This is a genomic window from Streptomyces justiciae (assembly GCF_015163075.1).
Taxonomy (GTDB): domain Bacteria; phylum Actinomycetota; class Actinomycetes; order Streptomycetales; family Streptomycetaceae; genus Streptomyces; species Streptomyces justiciae.
Genome location: NZ_JADDXU010000015.1, coordinates 223,633 through 242,010, shown reverse-complemented (window position 1 = coordinate 242,010; position 18,378 = coordinate 223,633). Strand labels below are relative to the sequence as shown.

General features: G+C 71.1%; 17 protein-coding genes. 14 read left to right on the top strand and 3 right to left on the bottom strand.

Going from position 1 to position 18,378, the window contains the following annotated elements; translation table 11 throughout:
* The first annotated feature begins 23 nt into the window (after positions 1 to 23).
* The 9 genes from IQ210_RS48025 (at position 24) to IQ210_RS34645 (ending at position 9,819) form a co-directional block, all read left to right on the top strand.
* Complete coding sequence (locus IQ210_RS48025) at positions 24 to 1,253, top strand: cytochrome P450 (RefSeq protein ID WP_194083144.1); 1,230 nt, start codon at positions 24 to 26, stop codon at positions 1,251 to 1,253.
* 61 nt (positions 1,254 to 1,314) lie between these two features.
* Positions 1,315 to 1,830, top strand: a complete 516-nt coding sequence (locus IQ210_RS34680; protein ID WP_194083143.1) for a (2Fe-2S)-binding protein — start codon at positions 1,315 to 1,317, stop codon at positions 1,828 to 1,830.
* Between the two features lie 11 nt (positions 1,831 to 1,841).
* Positions 1,842 to 2,822 (top strand): FAD binding domain-containing protein, encoded by a 981-nt coding sequence (locus IQ210_RS34675; RefSeq protein WP_194083142.1) that lies wholly within the window; start codon positions 1,842 to 1,844, stop codon positions 2,820 to 2,822.
* Positions 2,819 to 5,008, top strand: a complete 2,190-nt coding sequence (locus IQ210_RS34670; RefSeq protein WP_194083141.1) for a xanthine dehydrogenase family protein molybdopterin-binding subunit — start codon at positions 2,819 to 2,821, stop codon at positions 5,006 to 5,008. Before IQ210_RS34675 ends, IQ210_RS34670 begins: the two co-directional genes overlap by 4 nt.
* Before the next feature lie 42 nt (positions 5,009 to 5,050).
* Positions 5,051 to 6,193: an XdhC family protein gene (locus IQ210_RS34665; protein WP_194083140.1), complete on the top strand. Its 1,143-nt coding sequence runs from the start codon at positions 5,051 to 5,053 to the stop codon at positions 6,191 to 6,193.
* Positions 6,194 to 6,204: 11 nt separating this feature from the next.
* Positions 6,205 to 7,701: an MFS transporter gene (locus IQ210_RS34660; protein WP_194083139.1), complete on the top strand. Its 1,497-nt coding sequence runs from the start codon at positions 6,205 to 6,207 to the stop codon at positions 7,699 to 7,701.
* Positions 7,702 to 7,706: 5 nt separating this feature from the next.
* Positions 7,707 to 8,621, top strand: a complete 915-nt coding sequence (locus tag IQ210_RS34655) for an SDR family NAD(P)-dependent oxidoreductase (protein ID WP_194083138.1) — start codon at positions 7,707 to 7,709, stop codon at positions 8,619 to 8,621.
* A gap of 61 nt (positions 8,622 to 8,682) precedes the next feature.
* Positions 8,683 to 9,351, top strand: a complete 669-nt coding sequence (locus IQ210_RS34650) for an SDR family NAD(P)-dependent oxidoreductase (protein WP_194083137.1) — start codon at positions 8,683 to 8,685, stop codon at positions 9,349 to 9,351.
* A 60-nt stretch (positions 9,352 to 9,411) separates the two neighbouring features.
* The gene (locus IQ210_RS34645; RefSeq protein ID WP_194083136.1) at positions 9,412 to 9,819 is read left to right on the top strand and encodes a nuclear transport factor 2 family protein; all 408 of its coding nucleotides are present in this window, start codon (positions 9,412 to 9,414) and stop codon (positions 9,817 to 9,819) included.
* 104 nt (positions 9,820 to 9,923) lie between these two features.
* On the opposite strand, the gene IQ210_RS34640 is transcribed toward IQ210_RS34645, so the two are convergent.
* Positions 9,924 to 11,384, bottom strand: a complete 1,461-nt coding sequence (locus IQ210_RS34640) for an aldehyde dehydrogenase family protein (protein ID WP_194083135.1) — start codon at positions 11,382 to 11,384, stop codon at positions 9,924 to 9,926.
* A gap of 128 nt (positions 11,385 to 11,512) precedes the next feature.
* On the opposite strand from IQ210_RS34640, the gene IQ210_RS48020 reads away from it, so the two are divergent.
* Both IQ210_RS48020 and IQ210_RS34635 read left to right on the top strand, forming a co-directional pair.
* The gene (locus IQ210_RS48020) at positions 11,513 to 11,641 is read left to right on the top strand and encodes a hypothetical protein (protein ID WP_265584729.1); all 129 of its coding nucleotides are present in this window, start codon (positions 11,513 to 11,515) and stop codon (positions 11,639 to 11,641) included.
* Positions 11,642 to 11,764: 123 nt separating this feature from the next.
* A complete protein-coding gene (locus tag IQ210_RS34635) occupies positions 11,765 to 12,637 on the top strand; it encodes a helix-turn-helix domain-containing protein (RefSeq protein WP_194083134.1) in 873 nt (290 codons plus the stop codon).
* A gap of 24 nt (positions 12,638 to 12,661) precedes the next feature.
* Here the strand turns inward: IQ210_RS34635 and IQ210_RS34630 are convergent, their stop codons facing one another.
* The gene (locus tag IQ210_RS34630) at positions 12,662 to 13,216 is read right to left on the bottom strand and encodes a TetR/AcrR family transcriptional regulator (RefSeq protein ID WP_194083133.1); all 555 of its coding nucleotides are present in this window, start codon (positions 13,214 to 13,216) and stop codon (positions 12,662 to 12,664) included.
* 102 nt (positions 13,217 to 13,318) lie between these two features.
* On the opposite strand from IQ210_RS34630, the gene IQ210_RS34625 reads away from it, so the two are divergent.
* Positions 13,319 to 13,738: a nuclear transport factor 2 family protein gene (locus IQ210_RS34625; RefSeq protein ID WP_194083132.1), complete on the top strand. Its 420-nt coding sequence runs from the start codon at positions 13,319 to 13,321 to the stop codon at positions 13,736 to 13,738.
* 127 nt (positions 13,739 to 13,865) lie between these two features.
* Here the strand turns inward: IQ210_RS34625 and IQ210_RS34620 are convergent, their stop codons facing one another.
* On the bottom strand, positions 13,866 to 14,660 hold the full coding sequence (locus IQ210_RS34620) for an alpha/beta fold hydrolase (protein WP_194083131.1): 795 nt from the start codon (positions 14,658 to 14,660) through the stop codon (positions 13,866 to 13,868).
* A 260-nt stretch (positions 14,661 to 14,920) separates the two neighbouring features.
* Between IQ210_RS34620 and IQ210_RS34615 the strand changes: the two genes are divergently transcribed.
* Both IQ210_RS34615 and IQ210_RS34610 read left to right on the top strand, forming a co-directional pair.
* Positions 14,921 to 15,883: an SDR family NAD(P)-dependent oxidoreductase gene (locus IQ210_RS34615; RefSeq protein ID WP_194083130.1), complete on the top strand. Its 963-nt coding sequence runs from the start codon at positions 14,921 to 14,923 to the stop codon at positions 15,881 to 15,883.
* A gap of 61 nt (positions 15,884 to 15,944) precedes the next feature.
* On the top strand, positions 15,945 to 18,320 hold the full coding sequence (locus tag IQ210_RS34610) for an acetyl-CoA acetyltransferase (RefSeq protein WP_194083129.1): 2,376 nt from the start codon (positions 15,945 to 15,947) through the stop codon (positions 18,318 to 18,320).
* The last annotated feature ends 58 nt before the right edge of the window (positions 18,321 to 18,378 follow it).

Below are 18,378 nucleotides of genomic sequence, written 5' to 3'. Positions count from 1 at the left end.
ACCGCGAAAGCGAGCACGGCTCCATGGCTTCGACTCTGCTCAAGCAGATACTCCATCCCGACAGCCGACCCCACCCCTGGGATCTCTACGCCGACCTGCGCAGGGAACCTGTCAGCGTGCAGGACGACGGAACCCATGTCGTCGGCGGATACGAGGAGATCACCGCGCTGCTGCGCGACCCCCGTGTCTCCGTCGATCCCGGCAAGGCCGCCGCGGGCGGCCGGATCCGCACCGGGACCCAGGAACCCGGCCAGGCACCGCCCTTCCTCGTGCGGGACAACCCGGCACACGACCGGCTGCGCGGACAGGCGATGCGCCACTTCGGACCGCCCGAACTCCCCGGTGGCGTCGAGGGGTTGCGGACGATGGTGGAGGACCTGGTGCGCGACCGTATCGACCGGCTGACCGGGCGCACCGAGTTCGACCTCGTGTCCGAGGTCGCCTACCCGGTGCCCGTCCTGGTGATCTGCCACCTGCTGGGCATTCCGCCCCACGACGCCGACGCCCTCGCCCACTCCTCCGAGGATGCGGTGCGCGGTCCGGAGTTCCAGGTGGACCCGTACGACCCGGAGGTGACAGCGGCCAGAACCCACGCCTCCCAGGAACTGGGCACCTACTTCGCGGCGCACATCGAGCGGCTCCGGGAGAACCCGGGCGAGGACATGCTCTCCAGGATGATCCACGACGACGGCCCCCGTGGCCGGATGAGCACACCGGAGCTGCTGAACACCGCGATCACGCTCTTCGTCGGCGGTCACGAGACAACCGTCAACCTCATCGCCAGCTGCATGCTCCTCCTGCTGCGCCACCCGGACCAGCTGGCCCGCCTGAAGGCCGACCCCTCCCTCACGGCCGGCGCGATCGAGGAGACGCTGCGTATGGAGCCCTCGGTGCACATGCGGGCCCGGATCGCCGTCGACGACATCCGCGTCGGGGACCACCACGTCATCCCCCGGGGCTCCTCGATCATCCTCAACATCGCCGCCGGTAACCGCGACCCCCGGCGCTTCCCCGACCCTGACACCTTCGACATCACGCGCCCGGACAACGCCCATCTCAGCTTCTCCGGCGGCATCCACTACTGCTTCGGCGCCGCGCTCGGCCGGATGGAAGGCCAGATCGCGGTGCGGCGGCTGGTCCAGCGCCTGGTCGTCCCACGGCTGCTGCAGGACCCCCCGCCCTACCGCGTCCCGGCCGACCTTCGGGGCCCCTCGGCCCTGCACCTGGCCGTGGACGACGTACGGGCCGCCTGAACCACGCCGCCCCTCTGCCCGACACCCCGTCACCGTCCGCCGAACCGAGAGAGCGACGCGCATGACCACCGAATCCGCCTCACGCATTCCCCCGCCCGCCGAGGAGACCGCGCCCAGCAGCGACGTCACCCTCACCGTCAACGGCAAGCTCCACTCCCTCCGGGTCGACAACCGGACCTCGCTGCTGGACCTGCTGCGCGAACATCTGGGCCTGACCGGTTCGAAGACGGGCTGCAACGCGGGAGCCTGCGGCGCGTGCACCGTGCTCGTGGACGGCCGCCGGGTCAACTCCTGTCTGACGCTGGCGGTACGCCTGGAAGGCGCCGAGGTCACCACCGTCGAGGGCCTGGCCGACGGCGACGAACTGCACCCGCTGCAGCAGGCGTTCATCGATCTGGACGCCGCCCAGTGCGGCTTCTGCACACCGGGCCAGATCATGTCCGGTGTCGGCTGCATCCGGGAGGGCCACACCGGCTCCGGGGAAGAGATCCGGGAGTGGATGAGCGGCAACATCTGCCGTTGCGGCTGCTACGTGAACATCGTGCGCGCGGTCGGGCAGACCGCGGGCCGGATATAGGGACGGCTGCCATGTATCCCTTCACGTACACACGGGTCTCCGGCACCCGCGAAGCTCTCGCCGCGGGCCGCGAGGGCGGCCGTTACATCGCGGGCGGCACCACGCTGGTCGATCTGATGCGGGAGAGCGTCGAACGCCCCGGCGCTCTGGTCGACATCAGCGCGCTGCCGTTGCACGAGGTCACCGTCACCGAGGACGGCGTCCTGCGGATCGGCGCCCTGGTCAGGATGGCCGACGCCGCCGCACACCCCGACGTGCGCACCGCCTACCCGGTGATCTCTCAGGCCCTGGAGCTGAGCGCGTCCGCCCAGCTGCGCAACATGGCCACCATCGGCGGCAACATCATGCAGCGCACCCGGTGCACCTACTTCCGCGATGTGACCGCCCCCTGCAACAAGCGCGAGCCGGGCACGGGATGTGCCGCGCGCGAGGGGGTCAACCGCGCCCACGCGATCCTCGGCACCTCCGACGCCTGCGTGGCCACCCATCCCTCCGATGTCGCCGTCGCCTTCGCGGCGCTGGAGGCGAACGTGCACCTGCTGGGCCCGGACGGGGCCCGAACGGTTCCCTTCGCCGACTTCCTGCTCCGGCCCGGCGACACCCCCCGCCACGAACACGCTCTGGGTCAAGGGGAGTTGATCACCGCAGTGGAGATCCCGGCCCATCCGCGCCCGCTGCGGTCCGGCTATCTGAAGGTCCGCGACCGCCAGTCGTACGAGTTCGCTCTCACCTCGGCCGCCGTCGCCCTGCACATCCGTGACGGCGTGATCCGCGAGGCGAAGGTCGCCACCGGAGGCGTGGGCACCGTGCCCTGGAAGCTGCCCGCCGTCGAACAGCACCTCATCGGCGAGCGGCCCTCGGAGACCCTGTGGACGGCCGCCGCCGAGCACGCGGCGGACGGCGCCCGTCCCCTGGCCCACAACGGTTTCAAGGTCGACCTGCTCAAGCGCACGGTCGAACGCCAGTTGCGCATCGTAGGAGGCGACGCATGACCCCCCAGCCCCAGGCAGCCGTCGGCGCCCCGCTGACGCGGGTCGACGCACGGCTGAAGGTGACCGGACAGGCCCGGTACGCGGCCGACTTCGACGCCGACGGACTGGTGCACGCCGTCGTCGTCGACAGCGGCATCGGTCTCGGCCGCATCACCTCCGTCGACACCGCCGCCGCCCTCGCCCTGCCCGGCGTGCTGACGGTGCTCACCCACCTCAACGCGCCCCGGCTGCCCTACGGCCCCAACCCCGGAATGGCGACCCCGCCCGGCGAACGGCTGCACGTACTGGAGGACGACCGGGTCCGCTTCCACGGACAGCCCGTCGCCGTCGTGGTCGCCACCACCCTGGAGACGGCCCGGCACGCGGCGCGCCTGGTGCGGGTGGAGTACGACGCCGAGCCGCCCTCGACCGACCTGTCGACCGCGACGGACGACACGCCGGTCACGTACGAGCGCGGTGACGCGGAGCGTGCGCTGCGGTCGGCCGACGTGCGGCTGGAGTTGACGTACCGGACCGCCCGACAGCACCACAACGCGATGGAGCCGCACGCCACCGTCGCCCGCTGGGACGACGGCCGGCTCACTGTGTGGCAGAAGACCCAGTGGATCCACGGCGCACAGTCCGAACTCGCCGCCGTCTTCGGACTGCCCGAGGACGCGGTGCGTGTCGTGTCACCGTTCGTCGGGGGCGCGTTCGGCAACGCCTCACGGATCTGGCCGCAGGGGGTCATGGCGTCCCTCGCCGCCCGTGAGGTGGGGCGGCCCGTCAAACTCGTGCTCAGCCGCAGGCAGTTGTACTTCGGGACGGGCTACCGGCCCGGGTACGAGTACCAGGTGCGCCTGGGCAGCGACGGGCAGGGCCGGCTGACGGCGATGACCCACGTCATGCGGGCCGAGACCTCTCGTTACGAGACGTTCCAGGACGACATCCTGAGCATCGGCCAGATGCTCTACGACGTGCCCGCGGTCACCCAGGACTGGCGCACCGTTCCCCTGGACGTCAGCACGCCGACGTTCATGCGCGGCCCCGGCGGCGCCACGGCCGCCTACGCCGTCGAGTCCGCGATGGACGAACTCGCCTGTGAACTCGGCCTGGACCCCATCGAGTTGAGGCTGCGCAACGAACCCGACCGGGATCCGACGAGCGGGCTGCCATTCTCCACCCGGCGGCTGCGCCAGTGCTACGCCACGGGTGCCCGCGCGTTCGGCTGGCACCCTCGTGACCCGAAGCCCCGCTCCACCCGGGACGGCGACTGGCTGATCGGCACCGGCATGGCCACCGGCGCCCACCCCTCCTGGAGCGTCACCTCCCTGGCGCACGTACGCCTCGACGCGGACGGTACCGCGGTGGTCCAGAGCGCCACGAGCGACATGGGGCCCGGCACGTACACCGTCATGACCCAGGTCGCCGCCGACGCGCTCGGCCTGCCGGTGAGCGCGGTGCGGTTCGAACTGGGCGACAGCACCATGCCGCCCCCCGTGGGCCACGGCGGCTCCATGACGACGCCCAGCGTCGGCTCCGCCGTCCAGGACGGCTGCGCCAAGCTGCGCCGGGAGGCCGTCGAACTCGCCGTGAAGGACGAGGAGTCACCGCTGTTCGGCGCCGCCGCCGACGACGTCGTCGTAGCGGACGGACGTCTGTACGTGCGCGACGAGCCCGCGCGCGGGGAGACCTACCGGAGCCTTCTGGCCCGGTCCGGACGGGATCGGCTGGAAGCGGACGGCGAATACGTTCCGGCCGGGCTGCCGTTTTCCACGCACTCCTACAGCGTGACGTTCGCCGAGGTCGCCGTCGACGCCCGCCTCGGGCTGGTGCGGGTGCGGCGGATGCTGGGCGTGTACGACGTCGGCCGCGTCATCAACCCCAAGCTCGCCGTCAGCCAGGCCATCGGCGGCATGATCGGCGGAATCGGCCAGGCCCTGCTGGAGCACACGGTCACCGACCACCGCGACGGCCGGATCGTCAACGCCAACCTCGCCGACTACCTCGTCCCCGTCAACGCGGACATCCCCGACCTCAAGGCGATCTACCTGGAGGGCGAGGACGACAAGGTCGCCCGGATCGGCGCCAAGGGCCTCGGGGAGGTCGTCCACGTGGGCGTGGCACCCGCCCTCGCGAACGCCGTCTTCCACGCCACCGGCCGCCGGATCCGCGAACTGCCCATCACCGCCGACGCCCTGCTCTGAGCGGGGCCCGCGTCGCGAACATCCCCCTACGGAGATCCACGGATGCTGAACATCGCGGACACACTGCACCGTTGGTGCCGCGAGGACCGCCCCTTCGCCCTCGCCACCGTCGTCGGCGTCTCCGGCAGCGCTCCCCTGCCGCCGGGCACCGCGCTCGCCGTCGACATGGGCGGACGAGCGGTCGGCAGCGTCTCCGGCGGCTGCGTCGAAGGCGCTGTCTACGAGCTGTGCCGGCAGGTCCTGGAGGACGGCAGCCGGCCGGAACGCGCCCGGTTCGGCTACTCCGACGACGACGCCTTCGCCGTGGGGCTGACCTGCGGCGGCGAGATCGACGTCCTGGTGCAGCGGGTGGATCCCACGGACCGGCCGCATCTCGTCGCGGCTCTCGACGACGTCGTACGGGACGAGCCCGTCGCCGTCGCCCAGGTCGTCGAGGGCCCCGTCGAACTCGTAGGCCGCACCCTGCGTGTCTCCGGCAACGGCGCCCACGACGGCACCCTCGGCGACAAGGACACGGACCGTACGGTGGCGGCGCGGGCCCGCGCCCTGCTCCGGGCCGGGCGCGGCGGCCGGGTGGAGACGGGCGGGGACGCCGACACATGCCCGGAGGCGCTGACCCTCCTGGTCCACACAAAGGCGCCCCCGCCCCGCATGCTGATCTTCGGCGCCGTCGACTTCTCCGCCGCACTCAGCCGGGCCGGACGCTTCCTCGGCTACCACGTCACCGTCTGCGACGCCCGGCCCGTCTTCGCCACCGCCGAGCGCTTCCCGGACGCCGACGAGGTCGTCGTCGACTGGCCGCACCGCTACCTCGCGGCCACCGAGGTGGACGCCCGCACCGCGGTCTGCGTACTCACCCACGACGCCAAGTTCGACATCCCGCTGCTGCGGCTGGCCCTCGGCCTCCCGGTCGGTTACGTCGGCGCCATGGGCTCCCGCCGCACCCACGACCACCGCCTGGCCGCGTTGCGCGAGGCCGGCGTCCCGGAGGAGCACCTCACCCGCTTCAACTCCCCCATCGGCCTCGACCTCCGCGGCCGGACACCGGAGGAGACCGCCGTCTCCATCACCGCGGAGATCATCGCCCGCGCGAACCAGGGCTCCGGCCTGCCCCTGTCCTCGGGCACGGGGCCAATCCATCCCCCTGCCTCGGTCGGCAGCAGCACGGCGCACAGCGCCGGTTGAGGAGAAGCACGATGTCCACAAGTGGCCGCACCCCCGACTCGTCCGCACCGAGACCGAACGTCATCGTGCCGGTCCTGGCTCTCGCCGGTGTCGTGGTCGCGGTGATGCAGACCCTGGTCCTCCCCCTCGTACCCCAGTTGCCCCACCTGCTGGACACGTCACCGTCGAACGCCAGTTGGGCCGTCACCGCCACCCTGCTCGCCGGCGCCGTCGTCACCCCCGTGACGGGGCGGCTGGGCGACATGTACGGCAAGCGCCGCATGCTGCTCGTCAGCCTGGCCGTGATGCTCGCCGGATCGCTCGTCGCCGCCCTCAGCGACTCCGTGGCGCCGCTGATCGTCGGGCGGGCGCTGCAGGGCGCGGCGGCGGGTGTGATCCCGCTCGGCATCAGCATCATGCGTGACGAGCTGCCCTCCGAACGCCTCGGCTCCGCCTCCGCCCAGATGAGCGCCTCTCTCGGCGTCGGGGGTGCCCTCGGCCTGCCGGCCGCCGCGCTCATCGCGCAGAACGCCTCCTGGCACACCCTCTTCTGGATCGCGGCGGTACTCAGCGCGGTCGTCATCGTGCTGGTCGCCCTGTTCGTGCCGGAGTCGCAGGCGCGCACGGGCGGGCGCTTCGACGTGGTCGGCGCGCTGGGACTCGCCGCGGTCCTGGTCTGCCTGCTCGTGGCGGTCTCCAAGGGAGCGGACTGGGGCTGGACCAGCACCGCGACCCTGGGCCTGTTCGCCTCGGTCGCCGTCCTGTTGCCGCTGTGGGGCCGTTACGAACTGAGCACCGCTCAGCCACTGGTGGACCTGCCCGTCACCGCCCGCCGGCAGGTGCTCTTCACCAACCTCGCCACGGTGACGTTCGTCTTCTCCCTGTTCACGCTGCAGCTGGTCATCCCACAGCTCATGCAGCTGCCCGAGACCACCGGCTACGGCATGGGCAGGTCCCTGGTCGCCGTCGGCCTGGTCATGATGCCCCAGGGCCTGGTGATGATGGCGGTCGCCGGCGCCTCGGCGGTCCTCTCCCGGACCAGGGGCCCCAGGGTGACGCTGATGCTCGGCACGGCCCTCGTCGCCGCCGGCTTCGCGCTCAACATCGTGCTGATGACCGAGATCTGGCACCTGGTCCTGGTCTCCTGCGTCGTCGGCGCGGGTGTGGGACTCGCCTACGGCGCCATCCCCTCTCTCATCATGGGCGCGGTTCCCCCGTCGGAGACGGCCGCCGCCAACAGCCTCAACACCCTCATGCGGTACATCGGCAACTCCCTGTCCAGCGCTGTCGCGGGCGTCGTCTTCGCCCAGCTCACCACCCTGTCCGGCGGGGCGGTACTGCCGTCCGAGGACAGCTTCAAGGCCCTCATGGCCATCGCCTGCGCGGCGGCCCTCCTCTCGCTGGTCCTCGCCGCCTTCCTGCCGAGCCGGTCGCGGCTCGCCGGCGCACACCCGGCAGGGCCCGCCTCAGCCGTCTCGCTGGTGACCTCCGGCGCCACGGGGCACACATCCGACGCAAGGAGTGAATGATCACCATGTCCGGAATCTCGTTCGACGGCCGGGTCGCCATCGTCACCGGAGCAGGCGGCGGACTGGGCCGCAGCCACGCCCTGGACCTGGCCGCGCGCGGCGCCAAGGTCGTCGTCAACGACCTCGGGGGCGACATCACCGGCAGGGGCGCGGGCACCGGCATGGCCGACCAGGTGGTCAGGGAGATCGAGGAGGCCGGCGGCACCGCCGTGGCCTGCTACCACTCCGTCGCCACCCCCGAGGGCGGCGCGGCGATCGTCCGGGCGGCGCTGGACGCCTTCGGCACGCTCGACATCCTCGTCAACAACGCCGGAAACATCCGCAACGCGCCCTTCACCGACCTCACCCCCGAGGCGATCGACGCGCTGCTGGCCGTCCACGTCAAGGGCGCCTTCTACGTCACCCAGCCCGCCTTCGCCGTGATGCGCGACAAGGGCTACGGCCGCATCGTCTTCACCTCATCCGGCGCCGGTGTCTTCGGCAACAGGGAGCAGGCGAACTATGCCGCCGCCAAGACCGCCCTCCTCGGCCTGGCCAACGTGGTGGCCTTGGAAGGCGCCCCGCACGGCATCAAGGCCAACACCATCCTGCCGACGGCGGCGAGCCGCATGGCCGAGGGCATGAGCGCCGACTCCATGTCCGACGCCCCCACCACCCCGGCGCACCACGCACCGGAGGTGGTCACCGCGATGGTGACCTACCTGGCGAGCGAGGCCAACCCCCACACCCAGGAGGCGTTCTCCGTCGCCCGCGGCCGCTACGCCCGTGTCTTCACAGGCGTGGCCGACGGCTGGTACGTCCCACCGACCGAGCCGATCCCCACCGCCGACGACGTGCACAGGCACATCGACCGCATCCGCGACCGCGCCGGCTACCACGTGCCCGGCTCGCTGTGGGAGGAGATGGCCCTGATGCCATAGCGCTTCCGTCTGCCCCCTCGGGCACACCAACCCCATCTGCACGACCATCTGAGGAGCGCATATGCCCACCATCGCCGTCGTCGGAACCGGCCCCGGCCTCGGTCTGTCCATTGCCAGGGTCTTCGGCGGCCACGGTTTCGACGTCGCCCTGGTCTCCCGCACCAGAGAGAACCTCGACGGTCTGGTCGCGGAGCTGACGAAGGACGGCATCACGGCGGAAGGCTTCCAGGCCGACGTCTCCGCCCCCGAGCAGCTCACCGGAGCGCTGGCCGCCGCGACGGAACGCTTCGGGCGGATCGACGTCCTGGAGTACTCCCCGCAGCCGAGCTCGATCATGTCCACTCCCGCGGAGGTGACCCTGGACACCCTCCGGCCCCAGATCGACGGCCTGCTGTACGGGGCGGTGACCGCCGTCCAGGCGGTGCTGCCGGACATGAGGAAATCGGGCTCCGGCACCCTGCTGTTCACCACCGGCGGCGGCGCGATCGATCCCCACCCGGCCCTGGCCGCCCTCAACATCGCCCACGCCGCCCTGCGCAACTGGGCGGTCAACCTGCACAACACCCTCGGCGCCGAAGGGATCTACGCGGCCAACGTGTCCATCAACGTCGCCATCGCCGAGCAGGCACCCCAAGCAGGCATCCCCTACCGCGCGCCGGACGAGATCGCCCAGGACTACTGGACCCTCCACACCTGCCGTGAGACGGCCGACCACTTCGTCGGCGCCTGACAACGGCGTGGTACAGGCGTGGCATTCCGACATACAGACATCGGTCAAGGAGCACACGTCATGACTACGACCGACAACACCGGAACAGTTCTGCGTTTCTTCGAGAATTTCAACGCCGGGAACGCCGAGGCGGCGTTCGCCCTGCTCGACGAGCAGGTGGTGTGGCGCGTGATGGGCAGACCGGACCTCTTCCCCCTCGCCGGCGACTACGACAAGGACGGAGTCGTGCGGCTGCTGGGCGCGGTCGGACAGGTCATGCCGAACGGGGTGGAACTCAAGATCACCTCCTCCACCGCCCAGGACGACCGGGTCGTGGTGGAGGCCGAGAGCCACGGTGTCTCCGCAGCCGGCAAGGTCTACGACAACCGGCTCATATACGCCTTCGAGCTGCGGGACAGCAAGATCCTCCACATCCGGGAGTACTTCGACACCATCCACGCCAACGACGTGATGGTGGTGACGGACTAACGCCGACGCCGTCGGCCCCCGGCGACCGGGAGATCAGGACAAGTGGTAGCGGCCCCGCACAGGCTCCCGGAGGAGCGTGTGCGGGGCCGTCGTCCGGCTGCTTGTCACAGGCCGAGGCGGGCCCGGATCTCCGCCGCCGCTGCGCCGATGGCCTGGTCGAGGCCCGCCTCCACCTCCGGGGCGAGCGCGGGGGCGCCGACCAGTGTCGCGGTGACTCCGTGCGGTCCGGGCTGGGCGGCCACGGTGCGCCGGTGGGTGAAGGTGTCGAAGCCGGTCCTGCCGCCGTACGCCCCGGAGCCGGAGCCACCCACCCCACCGAAGGGTGCGTTGCTGAGGGCGGCGTGCAGGAGGCCGTCGTTGCGGGTGACGCCGCCGGAGGTCGTACGGTCCAGGAAGCGGCGGAAGTCTTCGCCGTCCTCGCCGTACCAGTACGCGGCCAGCGGGGCCGGGCGGTCGGCGATGTAGGCGATGGGCTCGGCGAGATCGTCGTAGGGGTGGATCACCAGTGCCGGCCCGAAGATCTCCTCCCGGGAGATCTCCGCGTCCTCGGGGACGTCGAGGAGCAGCGTCGGCGGGATCAGGCGCAGTTCGCGGGAGGGCTCCTCGTCGACCGAGGTGATCTTCCGGGCACCGTGCGCCTCGGCGTCGTGGATGAGGCCCAGGACCCGGTCGAAGTTGCGGTCGTTGACGAGGGAGACCGCGGCCGGGTGGTCGGTGTAGGTGGGGAAGAGGCGGACCAGGGCGGCCCGCAGGCGCTCGGCGAAGTCGTCCAGGTGTTCCCGGGGCACGAAGACGTAGTCCGGGCAGAGACAGACCTGGCCGCCGTTGCTCATCCGGGTGCCGACGATGCGCTCGGCGGCCAAGTCCAGGTCGGCGTCCCGGGCGACGACGGCGGGGTTCTTGCCTCCCAGCTCCAGGGTGACGGGGACGAGGTTCGCCGCGGCGGCCTGGCCCACGAGCCTGCCCACCTGGGGTGAACCGGTGAACAGGATGTGGTCCAGGGCCAGGTCCGAGAACTCCTGGGCGGTCTTCAGATCCCCGCACACCACGGTGACCTCGTCCTCGCCCAGGTACTTGGACACGGCCCGGGCGAACACCTCACCGGTGCGGACGTGGACGTCGGTGAACTTGATGATCACCCGATTCCCAGCGGCCAGCGCGTCCAGCGCAGGGCGAACCGCCAGACCCACCGGAAGGTTCCAGGCGGTGATGATCCCGACGACGCCGAGCGGCTGCTGCTGGACGAAAGCCGGGACGGGACCGGCGACGGGGACCGGCTTCATCCATTCCTCCAGTCCTTCTCGCAGGACCTGGGACTCTCCGAGCAGGCCGAGTACCTCACCCGCCTTGGTCAGGGCCACCGGCCGCCGGCCGAAGTCCTCGGTCAGCGCGGCGGTCAGCTCTTCGGCGGCGTCGAGTACGGCGAGCACCAGCCGGTCGATCCGGTCGCGCCGGACCTCCGCGCTGGGCGGGCCCTCCAGACGGAAGGCCGCCCGCTGCAGTTCGACGAGCCGGTCGAGTTCCTCACGGCTGACGTGGGCGGGGGCGGTAAGAACTGTGGACATGCGAACTGGCTCCTCGAAAGGGGGTCGTTGACGTCTGGCCGGCTACCGGGACGCCGATGAGCCGTGGCGAGTCCTCCCACCGCCGGTCGGCGCCCGCCGGGGCGGGTGCGTAGGGGGCTCCGGCGGGCATGAACTCGCTGATGGCCGGTGCCATCGGCGGACCGCCGGGTGACGGCAGCACCTCGGCACTGTCGGCGAAGCACCGGCCGCTGACACGTACGGCGAAGGCGATCCCGGCGCCGATCCCGCACACGTAGGGCGTCGTGATCCGTGTCATGACTGCCACGGTCCGCCACCGCCCACGGTTTACCCAGAGCCCCGCCGATCCTGGGGGTGACAGGACCAGGTTCGGCGCGGTCGGCGGCCGTACCGTGGAAGGCATGGTGAACGACAACGCCCTCGGCGAGTACCTACGGGCCCGCCGTGAGCAGATCGGCCCCGAGGACGTCGGCCTCGCCTCGTCCGGACGGCGCCGGGTGCCCGGCCTGCGCCGGGAGGAACTGGCCCTGCTCGCCGGTATCAGCGCCGACTACTACCTGCGCCTGGAACAGGGCCGCGACCGCAACCCCTCCGCGCAGGTCCTCGACGCCCTCGCCCGCGCCCTGCACCTCGACGCGGATGCCAACGCCCACCTGCACCGCCTCGCCCGCCCGGAGCGCTCCCGACGGCGCCCGGCGCCCCGCCGCCCGGAACGAGCCCCCGACGGCATCCGGCAGCTCGTCGACAGCTGGCCGCACACTCCCGCCTACGTCCTCGGCCGCATGATGGACGTGCTCGCCGCCAACCCGCTCGCCCAGGCCCTCACTCCGATCCTCACTCCCGGCACCAACTTGGTCCGCTCCACCTTTCTCGCGCCCGCCTCCGCCGCCATGTACGGGGGGTGGGACGTCAACGCAGAGGGCATGGTCGCCGCCCTGCGGGCCCTCGTCGGCCCCGACGTCGACGACCCCGCCCTCAACGAACTCGTCGGCGAGCTGTCCGTGCGCAGCGAGCACTTCCGCAAGCTGTGGTCCCGGCACGAGGTCCGGCCCAAGCGCAGCGGGATCTTCACCTTCGAACACCCGCAGGTCGGCCCTCTCGAACTGCGTCAAGAGAAACTGCTGATCACCGACACCGACCGGCAGACCCTCGTCGTCTATCACGCCGAACCCGGCACCTCCACAGCCGAGCGCCTCACCCTGCTGGCCGCCCTCGCCTCCACACCGGAGTCTGCTCCCACCGAACGCGTCGCCCCGGACGTCCGGCGTCCATGAGATGAGCCTGCGCGCCTCCTGGCGTCAGCGGGGGGTGATCCCATCGAAGGCAATGTCGAGAAGACGCTCGCCGGCACCCGGGGTGGACTCGGCGACGGCCGCGATGGTGTAGGCCATCATGAGCAGTTCCGCCGGTCTCACATCCCCATGGGCGGCGCCATGCTCGCGGGCGTCGTCGAGCAGTTCGGTGGTCGTCGCGACCAGCGGGTCGTGCCAGTGGCAGATGAGGTCCTTGCGCTCGCCGACGGTGTTGAGCGAAGCCGAGGCGAGGCCTCGGCGGGCAGTGATGTGGTCGATGAAGACGCGCAGCCATGCCTTGAGCGCCTGGCCGCTCTGCGTGGTCTCCAGCAGCTCGCGGGCGGCGTCGGTCAGTGCCTCGATCTCGGCGGTGTACACCGCGACCAGGAGGGCGTCGCGGGTGGGGAAGTGCCGGTAGAGCGTGGCGTTGCCTACGCCCGCGCGGCGTGCGATGTCGTCCAGTGGGGCATCCGGTCCGTGCTCGGAGATGGCTTCGCGGGCGGCCACCACAAGCAGTTCGTAGTTGCGGCGGGCATCGGCGCGCAGGGTCCGGGGGGGCATCACTCGTCACCTCACCCTCACTAACCGGGGAATCCTCCGATTAGGCTACCATCGAGCTAACCGGATAATTCCCCGGTTAATTGGTATCGAAGGGACCGCTTCATGACCTCCATCGAATCCGCCCTTCAGGACGTCCTCACCCGCAACGCCACCGGCACCGACCGGCTAAACCGTGAGCTGCTGCTGTCGGCGTTCCACCCCGAGGGGCGGCTGATCATCCCGTCCATGGACTTCGTGGCGGAGGGGCACGCCCAGGTGGGAGATCTCCTGGAGCTGCAGTCGCAGTTCGACAAGACGTTCCACTTCATCGGCAACACCCGCTTCGACATCGCCGACAGCGGCGACACGGCCACCGGCGAGATCTACGTCCTCGCCCACCACCTCAAAGACGGTCAGGTGCGGGTGTCCGCGATCCGCTACGAGGACAGCTACAGCCGCCAGAACGGCGAATGGCGGATCGACGAGCGCACCATCAACATCGAATGGAACCACGCCCACGACACGATCGACTCGGTCCTCTAGCACCGGCTTCGGCGTCTGCACGGCCGAGACGCCCGTCCGCCGACGGAGACCAGCGCCCCTGCCGCAGCTGGGACGGGAGCATCCGAACCCGCAGTGCACGCTGCCGGGTCCGAGTACCTCGGGCCGTTCAGGAAGGCACCCCCGGGAGTGCGTTCAGCCAGCTCCGCATGCGGGAGTTGAATCGCTCGGCGTTCTCCTGGTGGAGGAAATGCCCGTTCTCCTCCCACACCTCGACCTTGTCGTACGGCCCCAGTGGGAGGTGGCGCTCCCGGTCGGCGCCCTTGGCGTCGGCGTACACGGCCAGGCGAGGACAAGTGCGGTCCCGCAGATATCCGGCGGCGTTGCGCCACCGCCCGAGTCCCTCGCTGCCCAACAGCCCGTGGATGCAACCGCCGACGACATGGTCCGGCGTGCCCAGTACCCGGCGCCGGTGCCACGCTCTGAGGAACGGCGGTGTGCGCGGTGTGTAGAAGGCGCCGAACGCCTCCGCAGCGATCCCGGCGGCTCCCGGTCCGCTCATGGCCTCGACCACGGGATCGGTGAGGTCGTCGGCGGTGTAGACGGGGTCGACAAGAACGAGCGCCCTCACGAGGTCGGGTCGGCGCACGGCGAGCGCGGAGCCCACCACCGCACCCATGGAGTGGCCCAGCACCAGGACGGGTCCTGTGCCCAGCGCTTCGATCAGGGCGGCGGCGTCGTCGGCGAGGGTCTGCGGCAGATAGTCCCCGCGGGGCGCCGACGAACGGCCGTGACCGCGATGGTCGAGGGCGATCACCCGGTAACCCTGCGTCAGGAGGTCGGGGATCTGCCAGCTCCAGTCATGGGAGTCGCAGGCCCAACCGTGCAACAGCAGCACCGCCGGCCCCGAGCCCTCGTCGGTATGGAAGAGCCGCACGTCGTCGTCCCGGACGAAGAAGGCCATCGTGACGCTCCTTTGCGTAGGGCCGGCTCCCCGGGGAGGAGGACCCGCGAACCGATGAACAACCTGGCGAGGTGCATCCTTGCCGCGGGCCGGAGCCCACGTACAGGTCCGTTTCCCTGACGCGCACGTGTCCGCAGCGGCAACGTGAAAGGCGCGGGGCGGGGTGGATCCGCTCGCGGGCGCAGCGCAGCCTGGTCCTGTCACTCCTAGGGTCGGCAGGGCACTGGGTACGGCATGGACGGTCGCCGACCGTTGCTGGCATGACACTCATCCACACCCCGTTCGGACTCCGTTCCACCGCCGCCGAGGTCGTCGCCGGTGTCGACCTGACAGGTAGGCGGGCGGTCATCACCGGCGGCTCCTCCGGGCTCGGACTCGAGACGGCCCGGGCCCTCGCGTCCGCCGGTGCGGAGGTCACCCTCGCGGTGCGTGACACGGCGGCCGGAGAGCGGGCCGCGGCCGACATCACCGCCGACACGGGCAACAAGGACATCCACATCGCACAACTGGAGCTGGCCGACCGGGCGTCGGTCGCCGCCTTCACCGCTGCCTGGGACGGACCCCTGCACATCCTCGTCAACAACGCGGGCGTGATGGCGCTGCCGGAACGGGAACTGACACCGGAGGGCTGGGAGAAGCAGTTCGCCGTCAACCACCTGGGGCACTTCGCCCTCGCGGTGGGCCTGCACGAGGCACTCACGGCTGCCGGGGACGCCCGGGTCGTCTCGGTCAGCTCCAGCATGCACCTGTCGTCGCCGGTCGTCCTCGACGACCTCCACTTCGTCTTCCGGCCGTACGACCCGATGCTCGCCTACGGGCAGTCGAAGACCGCCAACATCCTCTTCGCCGTCGGCGCCGCCGCGCGCTGGGCCGACGACGGGATCTCCGTCAACGCCGCCTCGCCGGGCACCGCCATGACCAACCTCTTCCGTAACGTGCCGCGGTCGCAGGGCATGGGCGAGATGCTCAAGGGCGTCAAGGACCTGATCAAGACAGCGGCGCAAGGCGCGGCCACTCCGGTCCTAGCCGCCGCGTCGCCGCTGCTGGAAGGCGTCAGCGGCCGTTACTTCGCGGACTGCGCCGAGGCGGTGCCCGTCACCAGCCCGCCGTCGATGACCACGCAGGCCGCTGAGCACATGAACGCCGTCGCCCCCTACGCCCTCGATCCGGCCGGCGCCGACCGGCTGTGGGAGGAGTCCCTGCGGCTCACCGGCGCGCGGTGACCAGGGGCGCACGCCCCGGAACACCGACAGGACCCACATCCCACGGACCAGAGGAACCCAGATGCAGTACGACGAACTCGACCCCCGCACCCCCGTGCTCGTCGGCGTTGGCCAGGTGTCCGAGCGGTTGGGCGAACCCGGCTACCGCAAGCGCTCACCTGCCCAACTCGCCGCCGACGCCGCGCAGGAGGCCCTCGCCGACAGTGGCGCCGCCACAGAGGTCGCGGCTGCCGTCGACACGGTCGCCGGAGTGCGCCAGTTCGAGGTGTCGGCGCCCGGGATGCCCGCGCCGCTCGGACGCTCCGACAACTTCCCGCGCTCGGTGGCGCATCGCCTCGGGGCCGACCCGCGGCGGGCGATCCTAGAGATCACCGGCGGTCACAGCCCGCAGCACCTGGTGACCGAACTCGCCGGGGCCATCGCGGCCGGCGAGTCGGAGGTGGCGCTGGTGTTCGGCGCCGAGGCCATCTCCACCGCCCAGGCCCTGGCCGGTGCCGAGGACCGGCCCGACTGGTCCGACTGGTCCGAGCAGGTGGGCGGCCAGCTGGAGGACCGCGGCTACGGCATGCAGGGACTGGCCAGCATGCACCTGAGCGCCCACGGACTGACCGACGCCCCCTCGCAGTACGCCCTCCTGGAGAACGCCCGCCGGGCCCGCCTCAAGCAGTCCCGGCAGGAGTACGCCGCCTCCATCGGCCGGCTGTTCGCGCCGTTCACCAAGGTCGCCGCGGCCAACCCGCACGCGGCGGCGCCCGTCGAGCGCTCCGCCGAGGAGCTGGTCACACCGAGCGAGGCAAACCGTCCCCTCGCCGATCCCTACACCCGCTACGTCGTGGCCCGGGACAAGGTCAACCAAGGAGCGGCCGTCCTGCTCATGTCCGTCGGGGCGGCCAGACGGCTCGGGGTCCCCCAGGACCGGTGGGTCTTCCTGCACGGCCACGCCGACCTGCGGGAGCGCACCCTCATGGAACGCGCCGACCTCGGTTCGGCTCCCGCGCTGGTCGCCGCGGCGCACAGCGCGCTCGGCATGGCGGGCCTGGGCGTCGACGAGGTGGCCACCTTCGACCTCTACAGCTGCTTTCCGGTGGCCGTGTCCGTCGTCGCCGAGGGCCTCGGCATCGACCCCGAGAACCCGCGGGGTCTCACCCTCACCGGCGGGCTTCCCTTCTTCGGCGGTCCGGGCAACAACTACGCCATGCACGGCATCGTCGAAACGGTGCGCCGCGCCCGTAGCGCGCCCGGCTCCTTCGGCTTCGTCGGCGCCAACGGCGGCTTCCTCAGCAAGTACTCGGTCGGCGTCTACTCCACGGCGCCGGCGCGGTGGAAGCCCTCGGACGACGCCAGCCTGCAGGCCGAACTCGACGCGGTGCCCGCGCCCGTGGAGGCCAAGCACGCCGACGGCTGGGCAACGATCGAGACGTTCACGGTCAAGCACGGGCGGTCCGGGGACACGGGCATCGTCATCGGCCGGCTGGAGAAGGACGGCCGCCGCTTCGTGGCCATGACCCAGCCCGGCGACACCGAGACGCTCGACCTGCTCGCGGCTGAACACCCCATCGGCGAACGGGTCTTCACGCGCTCCTTCGGGTACGGCAACCGCGTCACCACCACGGCGGAGCGCATGGAGGCACTCATCCCCACCCCGCCGCTGGTCCTGCGCGACTCCTACGAGTACATCACCGTACGCCGCGACGGCCACCTCCTGGAAGTGACCATCAACCGGCCCGAGGTGCGCAACTGCCTGCACCCCATGGCCAACGACGAGCTGGAACACGCCTTCGACTGCTTCTTCGCCGACCCCGACCTGTGGGTCGCGATCATCACCGGCGCCGGAGAGCAGGCGTTCAGCGCCGGCAACGACCTGCGCTACTCCTCCTCGGGCAAACCCATGTGGGTGCCGAAGAACGGGTTCGGCGGTCTCACCCACCGCGAGGGCATGACCAAGCCGGTCATCGCCGCCGTGAACGGCTACACCATCGCCGGCGGCTTCGAGATCGCCCTCGCCTGCCACCTCATCGTCGCCGACGCCACCGCGCAGTTCGCCCTCACCGAGGTCCGGGTGGGGCTGGTGGCCGGCGAGGGCGGAGCGATCCGGCTGCCGAGGGCGCTGCCGCCGAAGGTCGCCACCGAGATGCTCCTCACCGGACGCAGGATGGGAGCGGAGGAGGCGCTGCGGTGGGGCCTGGTAACCGAGGTCACCGAGCCCGGCAAGGCCCTGGACGGCGCGCGGGAACTGGCCGCGCTCATCCTCGAAGGGTCCCCGGCAGCGATACAGTCCACCCTGCGGCTCATGACCGAGACCGCGGGCATCGCCGACACCGTCGCCGCTACCCGGCACCCGAGCGCCGTGCTGGACGAACTCTTCGTCAGCGAGGACGCCATTGAGGGCATGATCTCCTTCGCCCAGAAGCGCAAGCCGCGGTGGGTAGGCCGCTGACGACCCCACAGGGCAAGCCCGGTCCGGGTGCTCGAAGGTCGCGGCACTCGGTTCACCG

Coding starts and splice junctions, on each gene's coding strand:
- IQ210_RS34625 (WP_194083132.1), top strand. CDS start 13,319: ATGACCTCCATCGAATCCGCCCTTCAGGACGTCCTCACCCGCAACGCC.
- IQ210_RS34635 (WP_194083134.1), top strand. CDS start 11,765: ATGGTGAACGACAACGCCCTCGGCGAGTACCTACGGGCCCGCCGTGAG.
- IQ210_RS34665 (WP_194083140.1), top strand. CDS start 5,051: ATGCTGAACATCGCGGACACACTGCACCGTTGGTGCCGCGAGGACCGC.
- IQ210_RS34675 (WP_194083142.1), top strand. CDS start 1,842: ATGTATCCCTTCACGTACACACGGGTCTCCGGCACCCGCGAAGCTCTC.
- IQ210_RS34650 (WP_194083137.1), top strand. CDS start 8,683: ATGCCCACCATCGCCGTCGTCGGAACCGGCCCCGGCCTCGGTCTGTCC.
- IQ210_RS34640 (WP_194083135.1), bottom strand. CDS start 11,384: ATGTCCACAGTTCTTACCGCCCCCGCCCACGTCAGCCGTGAGGAACTC.
- IQ210_RS34660 (WP_194083139.1), top strand. CDS start 6,205: ATGTCCACAAGTGGCCGCACCCCCGACTCGTCCGCACCGAGACCGAAC.
- IQ210_RS34630 (WP_194083133.1), bottom strand. CDS start 13,216: ATGCCCCCCCGGACCCTGCGCGCCGATGCCCGCCGCAACTACGAACTG.
- IQ210_RS48025 (WP_194083144.1), top strand. CDS start 24: ATGGCTTCGACTCTGCTCAAGCAGATACTCCATCCCGACAGCCGACCC.
- IQ210_RS34670 (WP_194083141.1), top strand. CDS start 2,819: ATGACCCCCCAGCCCCAGGCAGCCGTCGGCGCCCCGCTGACGCGGGTC.
- IQ210_RS34615 (WP_194083130.1), top strand. CDS start 14,921: ATGACACTCATCCACACCCCGTTCGGACTCCGTTCCACCGCCGCCGAG.
- IQ210_RS34655 (WP_194083138.1), top strand. CDS start 7,707: ATGTCCGGAATCTCGTTCGACGGCCGGGTCGCCATCGTCACCGGAGCA.
- IQ210_RS48020 (WP_265584729.1), top strand. CDS start 11,513: ATGAACTCGCTGATGGCCGGTGCCATCGGCGGACCGCCGGGTGACGGC.
- IQ210_RS34610 (WP_194083129.1), top strand. CDS start 15,945: ATGCAGTACGACGAACTCGACCCCCGCACCCCCGTGCTCGTCGGCGTT.
- IQ210_RS34680 (WP_194083143.1), top strand. CDS start 1,315: ATGACCACCGAATCCGCCTCACGCATTCCCCCGCCCGCCGAGGAGACC.
- IQ210_RS34620 (WP_194083131.1), bottom strand. CDS start 14,660: ATGGCCTTCTTCGTCCGGGACGACGACGTGCGGCTCTTCCATACCGAC.
- IQ210_RS34645 (WP_194083136.1), top strand. CDS start 9,412: ATGACTACGACCGACAACACCGGAACAGTTCTGCGTTTCTTCGAGAAT.